11 protein-coding genes are annotated in these 18,221 nt (G+C 45.7%); 8 read left to right on the plus strand and 3 right to left on the minus strand.

Translation table 11 applies throughout. The features are described from left to right. Positions 1 to 500: 500 nt before the first annotated feature. Positions 501 to 3,200, minus strand: coding sequence for a c-type cytochrome (locus I2I11_RS17445; protein ID WP_196269022.1), 2,700 nt, complete (start codon positions 3,198 to 3,200; stop codon positions 501 to 503). A gap of 894 nt (positions 3,201 to 4,094) precedes the next feature. Between I2I11_RS17445 and I2I11_RS17450 the strand changes: the two genes are divergently transcribed. The 8 genes from I2I11_RS17450 to I2I11_RS17485 all read left to right on the plus strand — a co-directional run bounded on the left by I2I11_RS17450 (position 4,095) and on the right by I2I11_RS17485 (position 15,185). Continuing rightward, entirely contained in the window at positions 4,095 to 4,907 is an 813-nt protein-coding gene (locus I2I11_RS17450) for a 3-keto-disaccharide hydrolase (protein WP_196269023.1), read from the plus strand. 344 nt (positions 4,908 to 5,251) lie between these two features. After that, positions 5,252 to 5,992 carry a (Fe-S)-binding protein gene (locus I2I11_RS17455; protein WP_196269024.1) on the plus strand — a complete coding sequence of 247 codons (741 nt, stop codon included), beginning with the start codon at positions 5,252 to 5,254 and terminating at the stop codon, positions 5,990 to 5,992. Next, positions 5,985 to 7,379, plus strand: coding sequence for a lactate utilization protein B (locus I2I11_RS17460; protein WP_196269025.1), 1,395 nt, complete (start codon positions 5,985 to 5,987; stop codon positions 7,377 to 7,379). The genes I2I11_RS17455 and I2I11_RS17460 overlap by 8 nt, the downstream gene beginning before the upstream one ends. Then, a complete protein-coding gene (locus I2I11_RS17465) occupies positions 7,372 to 7,965 on the plus strand; it encodes a LutC/YkgG family protein (protein WP_196269026.1) in 594 nt (197 codons plus the stop codon). Before I2I11_RS17460 ends, I2I11_RS17465 begins: the two co-directional genes overlap by 8 nt. A 347-nt stretch (positions 7,966 to 8,312) precedes the next feature. Further along, entirely contained in the window at positions 8,313 to 9,734 is a 1,422-nt protein-coding gene (locus I2I11_RS17470) for a purine-cytosine permease family protein (protein WP_196269027.1), read from the plus strand. 410 nt (positions 9,735 to 10,144) lie between these two features. Continuing rightward, positions 10,145 to 12,271 (plus strand): bifunctional aldolase/short-chain dehydrogenase, encoded by a 2,127-nt coding sequence (locus I2I11_RS17475; protein WP_196269028.1) that lies wholly within the window; start codon positions 10,145 to 10,147, stop codon positions 12,269 to 12,271. A gap of 163 nt (positions 12,272 to 12,434) precedes the next feature. Continuing rightward, the gene (locus tag I2I11_RS17480) at positions 12,435 to 13,718 is read left to right on the plus strand and encodes a sugar isomerase (protein ID WP_196269029.1); all 1,284 of its coding nucleotides are present in this window, start codon (positions 12,435 to 12,437) and stop codon (positions 13,716 to 13,718) included. Positions 13,719 to 13,820: 102 nt separating this feature from the next. Next, positions 13,821 to 15,185 carry an FGGY-family carbohydrate kinase gene (locus I2I11_RS17485; protein WP_196269030.1) on the plus strand — a complete coding sequence of 455 codons (1,365 nt, stop codon included), beginning with the start codon at positions 13,821 to 13,823 and terminating at the stop codon, positions 15,183 to 15,185. A 172-nt stretch (positions 15,186 to 15,357) separates the two neighbouring features. Here the strand turns inward: I2I11_RS17485 and I2I11_RS17490 are convergent, their stop codons facing one another. Then, positions 15,358 to 16,374, minus strand: coding sequence for a GntR family transcriptional regulator (locus I2I11_RS17490; RefSeq protein ID WP_196269031.1), 1,017 nt, complete (start codon positions 16,372 to 16,374; stop codon positions 15,358 to 15,360). A gap of 828 nt (positions 16,375 to 17,202) precedes the next feature. Then, positions 17,203 to 18,027, minus strand: a complete 825-nt coding sequence (locus I2I11_RS17495) for a DUF481 domain-containing protein (protein ID WP_196269032.1) — start codon at positions 18,025 to 18,027, stop codon at positions 17,203 to 17,205. Positions 18,028 to 18,221 lie beyond the last annotated feature (194 nt).

Genomic DNA, 18,221 nt, shown 5'->3' on the forward strand with positions numbered 1-18,221 from the left:
CATGCATTCTGACCGGTTTCGATAAGAAGTACATATGGATTTTCACTCCGGTCCTGTTAATTACTATTGGTGCCATCTTGATCGAACACATAAAAATACTGATAGCCAAGACTAAAGAGCCTGAATGAGTGCCTAACTCAATCTATTACTCCGATTTGTAGCTAATAAGTATGCACCTTGTATGAGCGCAGGCATCCAAAATAAGGCCGTGCTTCAGATTTGAAGATATTGTGCTTGGCCTCTCCTCCATGCAGAGAAAGAAACAGCCTGTTTTGAAAATGCGGTATAATCCTTTTGAGAGTTCGCGCAGTTAAGTGTCGTTAGGCTGTTTAGCAGAAGCGCCCCATGTACCTGCTGTTGCCTTTATTTGTTTCTGCCAGTTCCACCGCCTCCTTGATCCGAACGAAAAAAAGACCTCCAGAGCAGATGCCCTGGAGGTCAAATAAACAACCTAGTATGAAAATGTATGCTAATTCAGTTGCTGATCTTTCTATAAGATGTTACTTCGCTTCGCTGTTAGCCTTAGCGGATGCTGTGTATACTTTATGATCTTTATTTCCGGCAGAGATAAGGTAAGCCATTAAATCTTTCAGTTCCTCCGGATTCAGGCTATTAATTAAGTGTGGCAGCATTACAGAAACCTTGGAAATTTTAGTTTTTGTGACTTCATTCTTAGGGATTTTCCGAATGGTTTGTGGTGCAAAGGGATTCTGAGAAATATAATAGGTGTTATCGTCCTCATTAGTGAGCCTTCCTACTACTGAACTGCCATCCTGAAGGTAAAATACAGTTGCCGCATACTGATCAGATATAACGCTATCCGGGTAGATAATCGCTTCCAGAATATCTTTAGGCGTGAACCGGCTTCCTAACTGTGTCAAATCAGGACCGATGGTACCTCCTTCACTTCCCATAGTATGGCAGGATTTGCAGAGGACTGCTGCAAAGATTGCTTTTCCCTGTTCCAGGTTCCGGTTCGTTAAACTATCATCTACAAAGGGCAAGGCTTCTTCAACTGTCCAGTCTCTTCCGGGTCCTTTTGGTTTATAAGCCGAGGTAACTATTTCTAATCCGCCGCCGCTCAGCAGAGAGTCTCCTGAAATGGTATTATAATGGGCATACTGGCTCTTGGGAACATGGCTTAAAGCCATCTGCCGGGCTTTGTCAATAAAACCAACATAGCTTCGGCCTCCCTTATATTTAAAGGCGTTGTACATCCACTTGAAATATTTTTCGCGGAGTTCCGTAGTCCATCCGGTTTCGGCCTCGCTCAATGCTGTGGCTAAATAGGTCTGCTGGGCAGGAGGAACGTCCGCCAGCATGCCGGCGATGTCCATCCCATACTGCGGATTCCGAAGAATGAGGTCAGATGACGCCGTAGCAGTTTCTGTCTTCTCATCTTTTGCTTTTTCAAGTAGTGCAAGAGTCTTGGGCACTACCTGGGGAGCCTCCAAAGCAACAAGTATCTTGCTGAGAGAACGGTTCAGTTCATTTTTTTCGGCGGGATAATGTCCGTCTAAATAGGCTATTACTCTTTTTTTCAGGGCAGGTTCCGGGGTACCATTTCTGAAGAGAACCAGTTCAAAAGCGCGAAGCAGGTTTAGCTTTTCCTGCTCCGGCAGTTGGGCGTAATCTGTCTTCATAAGTGACTCCAGCATATCATCGCTCAGTGCCTTGTTGCCGTGTCGTGCCAGCGCAATGATGGCCTCCGTCCTCTTCTCAGGATCCTGCTCCTGTAGCGCCCTGTCCTGCCACTCATTTACGGGCTGGTGTTCCACGGCAATGCGTGCGGCATATTGCACAAAGCGATCTTTATGATCCAGGTAAGGCCAGGCGAAATCAACGGCGCCTGCTTTTGGCTCTCCATGATATTTTTCTAGCTGCTCCCTGATTTTGTGCTCCTTTGTTATTACAGGCGCATTTTTGCTGGCTACCTGTTGCGGGTCTATGTCTTCATAGTCATTATAGTATACCCGGTACAGGTCTGACTCCAGTCTGCGGCCTCCTGTGAGAAAGTAAATGGCTCCGTCAGGGCCTATAACACCATCGGTTAAAGGCAAAGGCGAACCGGACAGGAATTCCTCGGCAGTTGCGCTATAGGAAGAGCCTTCTGGTTTAAGATGAATGGCATAAATAATTCCAAAACTCCAGTCAAAGCCAAACAGCGCATCACGGTATTTCTCCGGGAACCTGGCTTTTTCCCCGTACATCAGGTTGGTAGGAGATCCCTGGCCGATGTTGAGGACAGGCGGCAGGTTGTCGGGGTATAAGGGAGACCATTTGCCGTTACCTGTTCGCCACCCGTATTCGCTGCCGCTCGTTACGTGGCAGATGCGCGTAGGCCTGTACCAGGGCATCCCGAAATCCCATTCCATATCCGAATCATACGTAAACAGATCTCCCGCCTCATTGAAAGCAATATCAAAAGGATTCCTGTAACCGGCGCTTATCAGTTCCCAGTGCTCACCCAAGGAATCTATCTTTGCAATCCAGCCGCCAGGCGCTTTGCGGTCGTTTGCATGCCCGCGCGGATCTTTTATCAACGGAAACAGGTTATCCCGCTGCCAGACCGGCGGAAGCCGGTATGCATCCATTTCGGGCAAATCTGTATGGTTGCCGGCGCATATATAAAGTGATTTTTTATCGGGCGCCAGAATTATACTATGTGGCCCATGCTCGCCTGGTTCGCCTGCCAGCGATTTAATCAATGTTATTTTATCAAACTGATCGTCGCCGTCTGTATCCTGCAGGCGGTAAAGACCGGTGCCTTTGTTAAACTCTTCATCACTGGTATGGTTCACCACCACATACAAACTGTTGAAGGCGTATAGCAAACCCTGGGCGTAACCCATTCCTATTTCGGAATTAACAGTATCTTCCGGGGAGACATCGCCTATTACCAGTTTTTCTACTTTAGGACTAACTGAATCAGCACCAATCGGAGATAGTTCCAGCCGGTACAAAGCGCCGTACTGGTCAGATGTTATCAATCTGCCTTTATCATCGAAGGTCATGGCCACCCAGGAACCCTGCTCATGTTCACCAGGGCTGTACAAGTGTTCTGCCTGAAAGCCGTCTGGCAACCTTAACTTATCTACTTTAGGGTTAACCGGTTTCGTAATTTCAGTTTCTGGTTCCTTTAATCTGCTGCAGGAGGTGCCAATCAGAATGGAAACGGACACTGCTAGCAGGCTTCTCATGGAGGGGAAGTTTCGATACATGATGATTCTAATTTATTTTTTATTTAAATATCCAACTGTGTTTAATAAGTATAAATTTAGTTGTTTACCGACATAAAGAATTATTCCTCCTAAGCTTATCAAGGGTTAGGCACATTCTCCATTCATGCTGAAGATAATTTACCAAGCTTATTATTCGCTCATTAATTTTTGAATTTACAAACTTCGGGAATATTATCTATCCTGTGGTATCCTGTTTATAGGCTGCTTTTATAAAATCTTAATGGCAGCACTCCTGCCACCCTATAGTTTTGAGCTGCTGTAGAGCAAAAGATTTAGCAGATGGAAGAGGTTGAATTTACTGGCCTCGTAAAAACGGATAATAGTTGAAATGCAACTTATACTCTATAAACAAAAACAGATTGTTCATCCAAAATTAAAATCAAGACACATATCAAAACGTTAAAGAACAATTGAATCTGCAGCCAGTAACCAGAAAACGACAACCACACCGATCAGATATTCACATGTAAAGGACTTTCCAAAATCCTCCACTCTCCTGCTGATACCTCTTGCTCAATTTATTATGCTGAGTTTCTCTATTATTTTTTTGTAAATCCGATGATTTTAAATGGAGTTGGTGATTTGGATTAAAGAAGACATTAAATATACATTTATACAAAGAACCCGGAATAAGACTTTGTGTAACCTTATCTGGTCAGGCCCTGCTTAACCAATGGAGCAAGTATGCTATAAAAGTAGTCGGACAGGATACAACAGGATGGACAGGCTTCTTTTGTTTTATATTTTAGCAATTATTCAAAATTCCGGTATGCCTCGAAAGCAAGGGTGAAACGCTCTTCAATTGTTGCGATTATTAAGTGATTTATTCAAAAACTTTTATTTAAAACTCAAATGCTAAATAAAACTCATCTAAAATTTGCTCAAACGGGAATAGTACTGTTGGCGTTAATGGTTGGCAGTTGCAATTCATCGAATAAAAGCAATCCTGAAGAAGATAGCTCTGCACAAGTAAAAGATATCTCTGATGAAGACAGTGATTTTGTGCAGATTTTCGATGGTAAAACGCTGGAAGGTTGGGAGGGAGATACCACCTACTGGAAAGTAGAAAACGGCAGTTTGGTCGGAGAAGTTACTCCTGCTACGCCGCCTCTGAAGCACAATACATTTATTATATGGAGAGGTGGGCAGCCGGCAGATTTTGAGTTAAAAGCAGATTTCCGCGTTACCGCAGATGGCAACACCGGCATTAATTACCGGAGTATAGAATTGGACAGCATCCCTTTCGCACTAAAAGGATACCAGGCTGATATAGATGGAAAGAACCGTTACACAGGGCAGAACTATGAAGAACGCGGGCGAACGACTTTGGCATACCGCGGGCAAAAAGTAACGATAAATACACAGGAGAACCCAACAGAATTACAGGATAACATTGAGAATAACGCATGGAAAGGCTCAACTGTAACAGCATCATTGGGAAGTTCAGACTCATTACAGACTTTAATTAAAAGCGAGGATTGGAATGAGATCTATTTAGTAGTAAAGGGCAATAGACTGCAGCATTATGTTAATGGCGTTTTAATGAGTGATGTTACAGATAACGATACCATAAACCGGAAACTTTCAGGGCTACTTGGGTTGCAGGTACATGTTGGCGGGCCAATGAAGGTCGAGTACCGCAATATCCGGCTAAAGCAACTATAGGAATAACCGCCCTGCATTTATTGTATCAAAAATACCCGGTTAAGATGGAAGATATAAGCTACTCTCCGACAGGCAGTGACTTCATGGTGATGCACCCGATACACTCTTAGCCTATACTTCAGCTGCTCTGATAAATCTGCAGATTCTGAAAGCATTAGCTCATACTACCAAAGTAAACTATAAAGCAGCGCATTGTCTTATACATCTTTTTAGTAGCTGAGGTGAAGGAGTTTTATGGCTTATTTATGCTGCCGGGGCAATCGGTTGCCACAATTCTGTTGACATCTTTTATAATAGTGAGTTTCGTATTGCATTAGCCGAAACTCAAACAAGCAAGTATAGTTATGAAAGTGGGCCTGTTTATACCTTGTTACATTGACCAGTTTTATCCGCAGGTTGCTGTAGCGACACTCCAATTGTTAGAGAAGTTTGGTTTAGACGTTGAGTATCCTATGCAACAAACCTGTTGTGGCCAGCCCATGGCCAACTCTGGCTTTGGAGCCGCTTCTGCAGGTTGTGATACCCTCTTTGTACAGAATTTCGCGGCTTATGATTATATAGTCGCTCCGTCAGGTAGTTGTGTGCTCCATATCAAAGAACACCTGCACGTTGATAAAGATCCGGAAGCGGTCAGCCACATACGGAACAGGATTTACGAGCTATGCGAGTTTCTGACGGATGTGGTGCAGGTAAAAGAGCTGGTGGCAAACTTCCCGCACAAGGTCGGATTTCATATTGGTTGCCACGGCCAGCGGGGGCTGCACCTGGCCCAGATGTCGGAACTGGTAGCTCCTGATTTCTCCAAGCCTGGCTACCTGCTCGGGTTGGTGCAAGGGATAGAGCTGATAGAATTGAGCAGAAAGGATGAGTGCTGCGGCTTTGGCGGTACTTTTTGCGTGTCGGAAGCAGCTGTATCGGCCAAGATGGGCCAGGACCGGGTACAGGACCATGTGGAGCACGGCGCAGAATACATTACCGGAACCGACACGTCGTGCCTCATGCACCTGGAAGGCATTCTCAGGCGACAAAAAAGACCGGTTAAAGTAGTGCACATTGCAGAAATATTAAACGGACAATATGAGTAAAGCACATAATTCAGTGCCCGATCATGCCGAAGCGGCTGCAAAATTTCTGCAGGATCAAGAACGTGCAAACTGGCATGACAAGGCGCTGTGGTTTAACCGGCAGAAACGGGATGTATCGGCTAACCTGATTCCTGACTGGGAACTGTTGCGCGAGACAGCATCTCAGATAAAAGACAATGTGCTGGCTAACTTGGATGAGTACTTGGTGCAATTCGAGCAAAACGCCTTGCAAAATGGGATACACGTGCATTGGGCCGCCGATGCCGCCGAGCATAACGAGATTGTGTTACAAATCATTCAGGAGCATGGTGTCGGCAAGTTGGTCAAGAGCAAATCGATGCTGACAGAGGAGTGCCATCTGAATGAGTTCCTGGCTACTCAGGGCATCGACATAATTGACACTGATTTAGGTGAACGCATTGTGCAACTGGCCAAAGAGCCGCCAAGCCACATTGTGCTGCCCAGTATACACAAGCGCAAAGAAGAAGTTGGGGAGCTTTTCCACCAGCACCTGGGCACAGAGAAAGGCGCGTCTGACCCGGCTTACCTTACAGAAGCGGCCCGCGTGCATTTGCGCGAAAAATTTTTAACAGCCGACATTGCTATCACAGGGGTAAACTTCGCTATAGCCGAAACGGGCGGCTTTGTGGTATGTACCAACGAGGGGAATGCTGATATGGGCGTGCATCTGGCCAAAGTGCATATTGCCTGTATGGGTATCGAAAAAATTATTCCGAAAGCCGAACACCTGGGCGTGTTCCTGCGCCTGCTGGCCCGGAGCGCTACCGGCCAGCCCATCACGACCTACTCCAGCCATTTTCACAGGCCGAGAGCGGGACAGGAAATGCACCTGGTGCTGGTAGACAATGGCCGCAGCGCGCATTTGGGCCGGAAAGACTTCTATAACTCCCTTAAGTGCATCCGCTGCGGCGCCTGCATCAACACCTGCCCCGTTTACCGTCGTAGCGGCGGGCATAGTTATCATTATGCCATCTCCGGACCCATTGGGGCTATTCTGGCTCCTAACCGGGACATGCGCGAATACGCTGATCTGCCTTTTGCATCTACCTTATGCGGTTCCTGTTCTAATGTATGCCCGGTAAAAATTGACATTCATAACCAGCTTTACCAATGGCGCCAGGTGCTGGCTGCAGAAGACTATGTGCCCAAAACCAAGAAGGACGGAATACAGGTAATGGCAAAAGTACTTTCCAGCCCTACTTTATACCGTGTAGCAGGCAAGTCGGGCCGGTTGATGATGCGCTTATTGCCAGGCCTTGCCAATAATAAAGCACTAAATCCATGGGCGCGGCAACGCGAAATGCCACAACCGCCCAAAGAAACTTTCAGAGACTGGTATAAAAAGAACAGACCTAAAGATGAGTAGCAGGGAAAAGATATTACAACAGGTAAAGGCCAACAAGCCACCCATGTCTCCATTGCCAACGCAAACCACATTTGCCTCTATTCCACCCGAAGAGCGATTGACAGCATTCATAAAAAGCAATGAAAACGCTGGCGGGATTGTTTGCTTAGTGCCTGATGTAGCAATTATAGGCAATTACCTCAAAGTCAATTTCACATCACCGGAACGTATACTGAACACGGTGCAGGGCGTAGGCTTTGGTTTGGAGGCAGATGCACCCATCACAGATGGCCGTGCCTTCGGCAATCTGGAAATAGCTGTCGTGGAATCCCTTCTGGGTGTAGCCGAAAACGGCGCCGCCTGGGTGACAGAGGATAATCTCCCCACAAGGGTGCTTCCGTTTATTTGCGAGCATCTGGCGCTGGTTATACATGCGGATAATATAGTAGGCACCATGCATGAGGCATATGCTGCGCTAAATGTAGCTGCCACAGGCTATGGCACCTTTATCGCCGGCCCCTCCCGGACTGCTGACATAGAGCAATCGCTGGTGATAGGCGCGCACGGGCCTAAAAGGATGCATGTTTTTATTGTGCAGCCATTCTAATCCGAACTCGGATATCGCATTTTTTCAGGTTGAATTATACCTGAAGAAGCAGGAAAGCCGCTGAGCTGTATGCTGGTCAGCGGCAACATCCCTTTGCTTAAAAGTATAAATATCTGCCGGAAGTATAGCTATACTTCCGGCAGATATTTATAGCTACATTTCAAGATTTTGACAGATGTTAAAATTTCGCCGGATACAGGACACTACCGGATGCTTTTCTTTTTCATTCTTCCTATTTTTCACAATCTATTTCTTTAACTACCTGATTCAGCCTGCTGTTGAGCAGAAGGTTTTAATCAGTTTGCCGCTTTGTTAGCGAATACAACTTTTAAATTTATACTTAGAGCATGAAGAAGAAGCTTACCCAGCAGTTAGACTCCATCGACGAGTATGAACGTGAACCAATTCCGCAGAGCAAACTTAAAGGGATAAAGAGCTTTGTGGGCATGTATGCCGGAGAGCACGTAGCTGGAACCGAATTTGTAATCGGCCCCTTGTTTGTTATTCATGGAGTAAGCGCATCAGATCTTTTCATGGGCCTTTTGGCAGGCAATCTGCTCGCTATCTTAAGCTGGGCACTGCTTTGTGCGCCCATAGCTGTTAAAGCGCGGCTTACGCTTTATTACCAGCTCGAGAAGATTTGCGGCAGGTACCTGGTGTCGGGCTACAATATTGTAAATGCCCTAATGTTTTGCTTCCTGGCTGGTTCTATGATCGCCGTTTCTGCTACGGCGGTCGGAATTCCGTTTGATATTGCCATGCCGGACCTCAACGACTGGTACCCGAACAGCGCAGGCTGGATTATAACCGTTCTTTGTGTTGGAATAGTTATCACCGCTGTTGCCATTTTAGGGTATGAGCAGATATCCAGGTTCGCCAACGTTTGTGCACCCTGGATGGTCCTGGTCTTTATAGCGGCGGCCTTTGCTGTGATGCCCCGCTTAGGCATTACCTCTTTGGGTAATTTCTGGGAGGTTGCGCAAGCCAAAATCTGGACGGGTGTTCCGGCAGAAGGCTACAGTAAATTTACCTTCTGTCATGTCATGTTTTTTGCCTGGTTTGCCAACATGGCCATGCACATTGGCATGGCAGACTTGTCCATCCTGCGATACGCGAAAAAGTGGCAGTATGGCTTTTCTTCCGCTACCGGCATGTTTGTTGGCCACTTTATGGCCTGGATTGCCTCAGGCATTCTTTGTGCTGCCGCAAACGGTGATGTAGCGCCCGGTCCAATTGCTTACAACAGTGCCGGCATTGCAGGCGTAATTTGTGTAATAATTGCCGGTTGGACAACTGCCAACCCAACTATATACAGAGCTGGCCTCGCTATTCAATCTATTATCCCGCAGGTCAGGAGATGGAAAGTTACACTGATGGTTGGGCTGGTTACTACCATTGCCGCTTTTTTCCCTGCCTTGGTCATGCGGTTATTGGATTTTGTCGCTTTATATGGACTGGTGCTGATGCCCATGGGCGCTATCATCTTCATTGACTTCTATATTATTCCGAAACTGGGGCTCAGGAGCAATTATGCCAGCGAAACCAACTCTCCATTTAATATAGCAGCAGCCGTAACCTGGATTGCGACCCTGTTCTTCTGTTTGTTCCTTAATTTTTACCAGGGAGTAGATATTTTCTTCCTCGGTTTACCAGGATGGTTTATTGCCGCTGCTTTGTACATCATCATGAGTAAATTGTACCAGCGGAAAACGACAGTGCAGCCTCAAACTGAACTTTCAGCAGACACATTAAACAGCGTTAAATACTAACAATTAGAAGTCCAGATATGCTATCTATATTAAAGCTTATTTCCTTCATCGGATTACTCATGACCGTTGTGCCTTCCTTTCTGGTGTTCTCAGGGCTGATGGAGTTAAATTTTCATAAAACACTTATGCTTATAGGTACCCTGCTGTGGTTCTTTACCGCACCCTTTTGGATGAACAGGCAGGAACAGCCGCAAAACTGACTTTGTTTTGCACAGCATTCGTTCTAAGGGGTTTTCTAAAGAGAACATTTTAATAAATTTATTAAAAATAAGCCGTATTCAGGATAGTACAGGATAGACGGGGCAACGCAAAATGGTATCTTTAGTTATGATAACCATAAAAAGCCTTTTTCCTTTTCGATATTCAGAAGATATAACATTTTAATCAGGAACAATAATACATTCTTTAACATGGGAAACACAGTAGCTACAACTGATTATAAGTATGTAAGTTACCTCTGGGACGAGGAGGTTGCCAGTTCGTTTGGCGATGATCAGGTTGCTCTTTTAATATATCGCTCTAACCTGCTGGGCGCTGACTTGCGCTTAACTAATTATGCCGGTGGTAATACGAGCTGTAAAACCGTAGAGAAAGATCCGCTTACAGGCCAGAATGTTGACGTGATGTGGGTGAAAGGCTCCGGCGGAGATTTGGGTACCTTAAAAAAGAGTGGCCTGGCTGGCCTGTACCTCGACAAATTGCACAGCCTGAAGAATGTATACCGAGGGCTGGAGTTTGAGGATGAAATGGTGGCGCTATTTAATCGCTGCATCTATGATTTGGACTCCAAAGCACCTTCCATTGATACACCATTGCACGCATTTCTGCCATTTAAACATATCGACCACCTGCACCCGGACGCTATCATTGCCATTGCCGCAGCCAAAGACGGCGAACAAATTACGAAAGAACTTTTTGATGGAAAGCTGGCCTGGGTGCCCTGGCAGCGGCCAGGCTTCGACTTAGGCCTGATTCTGGAAAAAACTGTTCGCGAGAACCCCGGCATTACAGGATTGATACTCGGCAGCCATGGTTTGTTTACATGGGGCGACACAGCATACGAAAGTTATATCAATACGCTGGAAACAATTGAAAAAGCTTCTGAATATCTAAACAAGAACTTCGGCAAGAAGCATGCGGTTTTCGGGGGTGCAAAAATAGATTCGCTGCCTAAAGACAAGCGGGAAGATAAAGCCAGCGCCTTGATACCGCTGCTGCGTGGCATGTGCTCCAGCCAAAACCGTATGATCGGGCATTTTACGGACGACGAACGGGTGCTGGAGTACATCAACAGCAACGACCTGGATAAGCTGGCTCCCCTTGGCACCAGCTGCCCCGACCATTTTCTGCGTACCAAAATCCGGCCCCTGGTACTAAACTTAGCGCCGGATGCTGATTTGTCGGACACGGAAGCAATTAGAGCAGAGCTCTCGGAACAATTTGAGGATTACAGGGCCGGTTATATTTCCTACTATGAGCGCTCCAGGCATAACAACAGCCCCGCCGTCCGCGACCCTAATCCGGTTATTATTATTTATCCGGGTGTGGGTATGTTCTCTTTTGCAAAAGACAAGCAAACGGCACGCGTATCCAGCGAGTTCTACATCAATGCCATCAATGTAATGAAAGGCGCCGAGGCTATTTCCGAATACCAGGGATTGCCGGAGCAGGAAGCATTCGATATTGAATACTGGCTGCTGGAGGAAGCCAAGCTGCAGCGCATGCCAAAAGAGAAACCACTCTCCCGCAAAATAGCGCTTATCACAGGCGCATCCGGGGGCATCGGCAAAGCTATTGCCGAAAAGCTGGCGCAGGAAGGTGCCTGTGTAGTGCTAACCGATATGAATAAAGAAGCCCTGCAGGAGGCTGACGCAGAACTCAAAAGCCAAATCAGCAAAGACAATGTTACCGCCGCGCCACTAAACGTAACAGATATCGACGCCATCGAAAAAGCCTTCAAAAAAGCAAATTTGTCTTTCGGAGGTGTAGATATTGTGGTGAACTGTGCCGGACTTTCTATCTCCAAGCCACTCATGGAAACCACCGAGGTCGACTATGATATCTTACAGGATGTGTTGGTAAAAGGCCAATTTCTGGTGTCGCAGCAGGGCGTGGGCATTTTAAGGAAACAACAGCAAGGGGGCGATATCGTGAACATTGTGAGCAAGAATGCTTTGGTATCCGGGCCCAACAACGTAGCCTATGGAACGGCCAAAGCCGCCCAATTGCACATGTCGCGCTTGATGGCAGCCGAGCTCGGCCCTGATAAGATCAGGGTAAACGTGGTGAACCCGGATGCCGTGATACGCGGCAGCAAGATATGGGAGAGCGGCTGGGCGGCTGGCCGCGCCAAAGCTTATGGCATCTCGATAGAAGAACTGCCGGCCTATTACGCCAAAAGAACAGTGCTGAACGAGGAAATATTAGCCGAAGACATTGCAAACGCTGTTTTCCTGTGTGTAGGAGGTTTGCTGAACAAAAGTACGGGCAACGTCATCAACGTGGATGGCGGTGTACCAGCGGCTTTTGTTCGTTAAAAAACAATAAAATAGATGGCAGCGGATATTAAGCATCGTTATTAAGATTGGTTGAATTGGTTAGAATCACTTGTAAGATGCCAGCTTTTGGTGAAGCATCTTATTATCATAGTATCCGGTGCCACTATTTTATTTTCAGTTACAGCTCCATTTTATTTAAAGCATGAGAATAGACAAACATCTGCTTGAGCAACATAGTGAAAAGCATCTGCCATCACACCAAAAAAAATTCAAAGCATTAAGCAGCATTCTTTCTGATGAGGGCCATGATGTAGAAGCTATACTAGACAGGGTTGCTGCTTTCCAGGTTGCCATACCGAGTTGGGCGCTGGGTACGGGAGGCACCCGCTTTGGCCGTTTTGCAGGAGGCGGTGAGCCCCGCAGCCTGGAAGAGAAAATTGAAGATGTAGGATTGCTGCATACTATAAATCAATCAAGTGGTGCCATCTCCTTACATATCCCCTGGGACGTACCACAGGATTATAAAGCCATACGCCAGTTGGCGGCCTCCTTCGAATTAAAGTTTGACGCTGTCAATTCAAACACCTTTCAGGACCAGCCCGACCAGGAACAGTCGTATAAGTCCGGCTCCCTCTCCCACACCAATAAAAGCGTGCGCGACCAGGCAATTGCCCATAATGTGGAAGTGATCCGGCACGGAGTAGAATTGGGCTCAAAAGCTTTAACGGTATGGCTGTCTGATGGCACCGATTTTCCTGGCCAGCAGAACTTCCGGCGTATGTTTGAACGTACGCTCGACTCACTCCGGCAAGTATACGCTGAACTGCCTGATGACTGGCAAGTGCTGATAGAGTATAAACCTTACGAGCCGCACTTTTATTCTACTGTGATAGCAGACTGGGGCAGCTCACTGCTTTTCTGCCAGAAGTTGGGGAAAAAGGCACTCGGCCTGGTAGACCTAGGCCATCATTTGCCCAACACCAATATTGAGCAAATTGTGTCGCGCTTTTTGATGGAAGGTAAGCTGGGCGGGTTCCACTTCAATGATTCCAAGTATGGCGATGATGATTTAACTGTAGGATCGATAAAGCCATATCAGCTATTCCTGATTTTTAATGAATTGATTGAAGGCATGACCAGCCCGGAAGTGAAAAATCCGGAACTCAGCTGGATGATTGATGCCAGCCATAACATAAAAGATCCGCTGGAGGACTTGCTGCAGTCTGTTGAAGCGATAAAAATTGCCTACACCCAGGCGCTCCTCATCGACCGGAAAGCGCTGGAAAAAGCACAGGAAGAAAACGATGCAACCCAGGCACAGGAAATTATCCAGAATGCTTTCCGCACCGACGTGCGTCCTCTATTAGCACAGGCCCGTTTGCAGGCCAGTGCGGCGTTAAACCCTGTCTCCTTTTTCAGAGAAATGAAAATAAGAGAAGAACTTATCAGGCAACGCGGGGCGAAAGCCTTTGCGACAGGTTTATAAGCAGCAACAGATTCGTACCGGTTGTGAGTGTTGCAGCAGTTGCCAAAACAAGTATGCTTGGTTAAAATACAATCGATTTTAAATTCTTCCTTTTAAGAACTTATGGTGCCTTGTATCGCAATTTTTGATATCGGTAAAACGAACAAGAAATTCTTACTTTTTGATCAGCAGTATAAGATCATTAAAGAAGAAGAAGTATACATTGATGAGATTATTGATGATGACGGCGAAAAAGGAGAAGACCTGGAGACCCTGACGAACTGGTTACATACCACCTGGAAAGTCCTTGAGGCTGACTATACGTATGATGTGTTAGCCGTGAATTTTACGGCTTATGGCGCCAGCCTTGTGCATGTGGATGAGAACGGGAAACCTGTAACCCCCTTATACAATTATTTAAAGCCTTTTCCGGCAGCGCTTGAGAAAAAGTTTTATGACACGTATGGCGATAAGCTTACGCTTGCAGCCCAGACTTCGTCTCCTCCGCTCGGCATGCTTAACTCAGGCCTGCAGCTCTATTGGCTAAAATATGAAAAGCCTGAGTTATTTAAACAAATAAAGTATACTTTGCACCTGCCGCAATACGTCTCGTCGTTGTTTACAGGTCAGTTTGTAACAGAGTATACGGGCGTTGGCTGCCATACAGCGCTTTGGGATTTTCAGAAAAAGGACTACCACACCTGGGTTTATGCAGAGGGATTTGATAAGCTTTTTCCTCCTATGCAATCACATTACAGGGCGCTGAAGACAACTTTCAGGTATAAAAAAATACCTGCAGGAATAGGCCTGCATGACAGCTCTTCTGCCCTGATTCCATACTTAAAGCAGTTTAGCGATCCATTTCTGTTGCTTTCCACTGGTACCTGGGGCATTACACTAAACGCTTTTGCCAAAAAGCCACTAACGCCTTCAGACTTACAGCATGATTGCCTGCAATACCTGACTTATCACGGCAATCCTGTCAAAGCTTCAAGAAAGTTTATAGGAAATATACATGAGGAACAGGTAAGGCTTTTGGCGGATTACTATCAGAAGCCTGCCCTATACTATAAAACTGTGCGCTACGATGAAGGGCTGCTCCAGGACTCATCTGGTTTGGCGCACCACCAAAGTCATATTCCTGTAACAGATAAACCGATAATATCCGCGAAAATTAACTTAGATCTGGATTTATATCCCTCCTATGAAGCAGCCTACCATGAATTGATTGTACAGCTTTTCCGGCTGCAGTTGGATTCTATTTATTTAGCGGCTGAGGATGATATTAACAATTTTCAAACTTTACTGGTTGACGGGGGATTTAGTAAGAACCACATTTTCATGACGCTGCTGGGAAAAGCCTTCCCTGGTCTGGAAATAAAAGCTGCTCTATCAGCTCAGGGTACTGCATTGGGTGCAGCATTAGTGATGAACATCTGGCTATACTTTATATCGAAAAAAGGCCCCGCAGAATCGGCTATCAAATGAACCATAAGTTCATGCGCCCTCCTATAGCAGGTAAACTTCGCTTTTAAAGCACTCCTCTCCCTCAAGGTTGCTTGCTTTTTAGCTTAAGATGCCGGGAGCAGAACAGCAGTTGGGGGTGTAGGCTCTAAAACAGAAGTATGGCTTCCATTATTTTTTGCTGAAAAATTGCAAATTACAGCGAGTTGCGGCGGATAAGTATAAAAGGATTTCTGATCTTTTCCTTTAATTTATGCCTGATCATATAAGCCGTTGTTTCTCCCATCTTTTCGTGCTCGGTAGAAATCACGGTTATTCCATCTGCTAAAACCTCTTTCAGCGGCGTATCATTATAAGAGATGATACCAAAGTCCTGGCCCAGAACCAACCGCTGGTTCCGGCCTTGTTTAATTAAAGCCGTCAGATCAGACTCCTCCAGTACCACATAAGCGGTTTTCTCCACTATCTGCTCATCAACAATTCCATTGATGATGGAATGATCAATAGCGTTTTCTCTGCAAAAGTGACGGAATCCCTTCACAATTTCTATGGGATAGAACACATCTTCAGGATATACCAGTGTGAGTTTATCATACTTGCTCAACAGATCTCTTCCACTGTGCAGCGCATTTCTGATGTCCCGCTCAAAGTCCTGGTAAACAGCAGCACATTCACCTGAATATCCCTCCAGCTTTTTGTCGAGCAGGACTAATTTATCAACAGGAATCTTTTTTATGGCTTGCAAAGCAATATCTGAGTTCTCGTTGAAGTGGGGCATAATTACATAATAGTTATACTTACCCAAGCTCTCTTCAATCAGGTTATTGCATATTTTACCATTAAAATGATGTATATGCAGATCTATAATGGCATCGTCGCCCAACGTTTTTAAGAGTGAATAATAAACTGCTTTTTTGTACACGCTCAGCTTATTAAAAAGCAGCAGAATACGCATCTTATTTACAGTTGCAGTCTCAGATATATAGCAGCCTTTTCCTTTTACAGAGTAAACAACACCTCTTTTGCGCAGCTCTCTATAAGCTTTCTCTATTGTATCGCGGGAAAGATAATACATTTCACTGGTTTCGTTGATCGATGGTACTTTTTGCCCATGTTTCAGAATACCATCTTCTATATCAGCAATTACAGCATTTACAACCTGTAAATATTTGGGAATAGCAGACGTTGCATCAATTCTATCTAAAAGTTCCATACTAAAGATACCTATTTATATTATACTTATTATATTAACTATAAATAATCCTAATCCTGCATGAAATATTGAGGGAATTACTGAGGATATCCCCTGAAAATAAAGTGCTAAGATGTATCCTGAAGTAGAGACACTTTATGCTATTATGTCATCAATGATTTTAGCAAAGCTTTCTGCCGACTAAAGTGTTAATGAAAACAGGATAAAATGATTCTTAATCCATTTAAGAGCTTCTGGCCCCCTGCCCAATTAAGCAAATGCTCCCGGTACTTTTGTAAACTTAAACCATTGCTGTCTAAACACTGATTAAGTAAAAAGTAAGCTAAATATGCATTTATTTGCTTACATAAGCAAGCACTCACTATAAAATATATCCAAATAGAATTTCAAAAATTATTCCGGGGTACTATTAGCTTGTGCTGGCAGTAAGAGGCGGGGTTTATAGTTATGGCAGTATCTGAAGGGCTGATAAAAGCCAAACTATGCAAAAGCTGGCGGCACATTTGTTTTAGATTTTATGATGCAATGGAGTATGGTTTGCTAAAGTTTATATAACGGATTTTAAACAGCTAATCGCGATTTCAAAACCATCCCTTTTAAAACTTCAGACGCCTGTCCCGGCTCGTTCCTCCTGCTTCTGAACAAATCTTCTAAGGACGAAAGCTCGCTGAAACGGCCATGGGCTTAACGGCGGGGCAGCAGCAAACACGCAGTAAAGTATGAAGTTCAGGAGAGGTTATTATACCAGGCAACCTGGTGTGAACGGCGAATCCATACCAGTCCTATACTTTATCCTTCGCTACAGGAGCCGTAATTTTGTGAGCCGGCTTATGGCTGCCTGCCCAGAGCTACACCAAAAGTTATCTGAGAGTCATTGTGCCTGCGTGTAGCTTCCACTTCGCTCTCATAGGTGTTGGCGAAGCTGGTGCGAATGGAAACCCAGCTGGTCAGGGGCATTTCCAGAGAGAGAAGCGTATTCCAGCGCAGGTTTGAAAAGTCTCTCAGCGAGGGTTGTACAAAGGTAACATGAGCAAATCTTATTCTATCATCCAGGAACTTATGGCTGCCTTTTACCCGAAAAGAGTTTCGCTGCGTGACCAGGGTGGGGCGTTCCGCGAAGTTAGTGGACTCGTGGATAATGGCATCGGTCAGTGTCAGCATATTGCGCTCGGTCTGCAGCAGGCGGTAGCCAACGCCTGCTCCGGCCAATTGCCGCAGATCAATACCCCGCAGATGGCTTATCTCCACAGTAGCCAGGCCGAAAACATACGTCTTCCTCTTCTTAAAAACATCTATAAATAAGTCCACATAGGTATCGCGCTCGGCCAGCACGCCGTTCTGCTTTCCGTAACTGAAGCGCGGATTGGTGGCGATAGTGAGCACCGGCCCGGCCAGTGTTACCTCTGCCCGCAGTACCATGAGGCTGCGGTTAACATTGCCCCGCGTAAAATTACCATCGCCGAATAAACGGTAACTCAGGCTGTCAAGTAAAATGAATGAGGTCTTTGACAGGCTGTCTGCATGAATATGAAGAAGGGCATCTGCCTGCGGAAGTATACCAGCAGGCGCTTGCCGCGCGAAAGCAGGCTTGCCGGTTAGGAATAAAATAAGAGCAGGCAGTATTAAGAGGCTGAGGCAGGCAGTTTTTCTCATTGCCCAAAAATAAAGCAAAAAGCCGGGCGAAAGAAGAGGAAAGTCTAAAATCCGGATAAGCCGGCCTCAGGGTATGGTAAATGGTAAAGGACGGCAGGTACCATATACAGGGCCGGTGCAAGGATATCCGGAACACAGCATACCCGAAAGCAGGTGCCTCCTGATGTTCAGGAAAAAGCTTGTACAATCCCCTA

The organism is Pontibacter rufus, assembly GCF_015694705.1.
In the GTDB taxonomy this organism is placed as follows: domain Bacteria; phylum Bacteroidota; class Bacteroidia; order Cytophagales; family Hymenobacteraceae; genus Pontibacter; species Pontibacter rufus.

Coding starts and splice junctions, on each gene's coding strand:
- I2I11_RS17445 (WP_196269022.1), bottom strand. CDS start 3,200: ATGAGAAGCCTGCTAGCAGTGTCCGTTTCCATTCTGATTGGCACCTCC.
- I2I11_RS17450 (WP_196269023.1), top strand. CDS start 4,095: ATGCTAAATAAAACTCATCTAAAATTTGCTCAAACGGGAATAGTACTG.
- I2I11_RS17455 (WP_196269024.1), top strand. CDS start 5,252: ATGAAAGTGGGCCTGTTTATACCTTGTTACATTGACCAGTTTTATCCG.
- I2I11_RS17460 (WP_196269025.1), top strand. CDS start 5,985: ATGAGTAAAGCACATAATTCAGTGCCCGATCATGCCGAAGCGGCTGCA.
- I2I11_RS17465 (WP_196269026.1), top strand. CDS start 7,372: ATGAGTAGCAGGGAAAAGATATTACAACAGGTAAAGGCCAACAAGCCA.
- I2I11_RS17470 (WP_196269027.1), top strand. CDS start 8,313: ATGAAGAAGAAGCTTACCCAGCAGTTAGACTCCATCGACGAGTATGAA.
- I2I11_RS17475 (WP_196269028.1), top strand. CDS start 10,145: ATGGGAAACACAGTAGCTACAACTGATTATAAGTATGTAAGTTACCTC.
- I2I11_RS17480 (WP_196269029.1), top strand. CDS start 12,435: ATGAGAATAGACAAACATCTGCTTGAGCAACATAGTGAAAAGCATCTG.
- I2I11_RS17485 (WP_196269030.1), top strand. CDS start 13,821: ATGGTGCCTTGTATCGCAATTTTTGATATCGGTAAAACGAACAAGAAA.
- I2I11_RS17490 (WP_196269031.1), bottom strand. CDS start 16,374: ATGGAACTTTTAGATAGAATTGATGCAACGTCTGCTATTCCCAAATAT.
- I2I11_RS17495 (WP_196269032.1), bottom strand. CDS start 18,027: ATGAGAAAAACTGCCTGCCTCAGCCTCTTAATACTGCCTGCTCTTATT.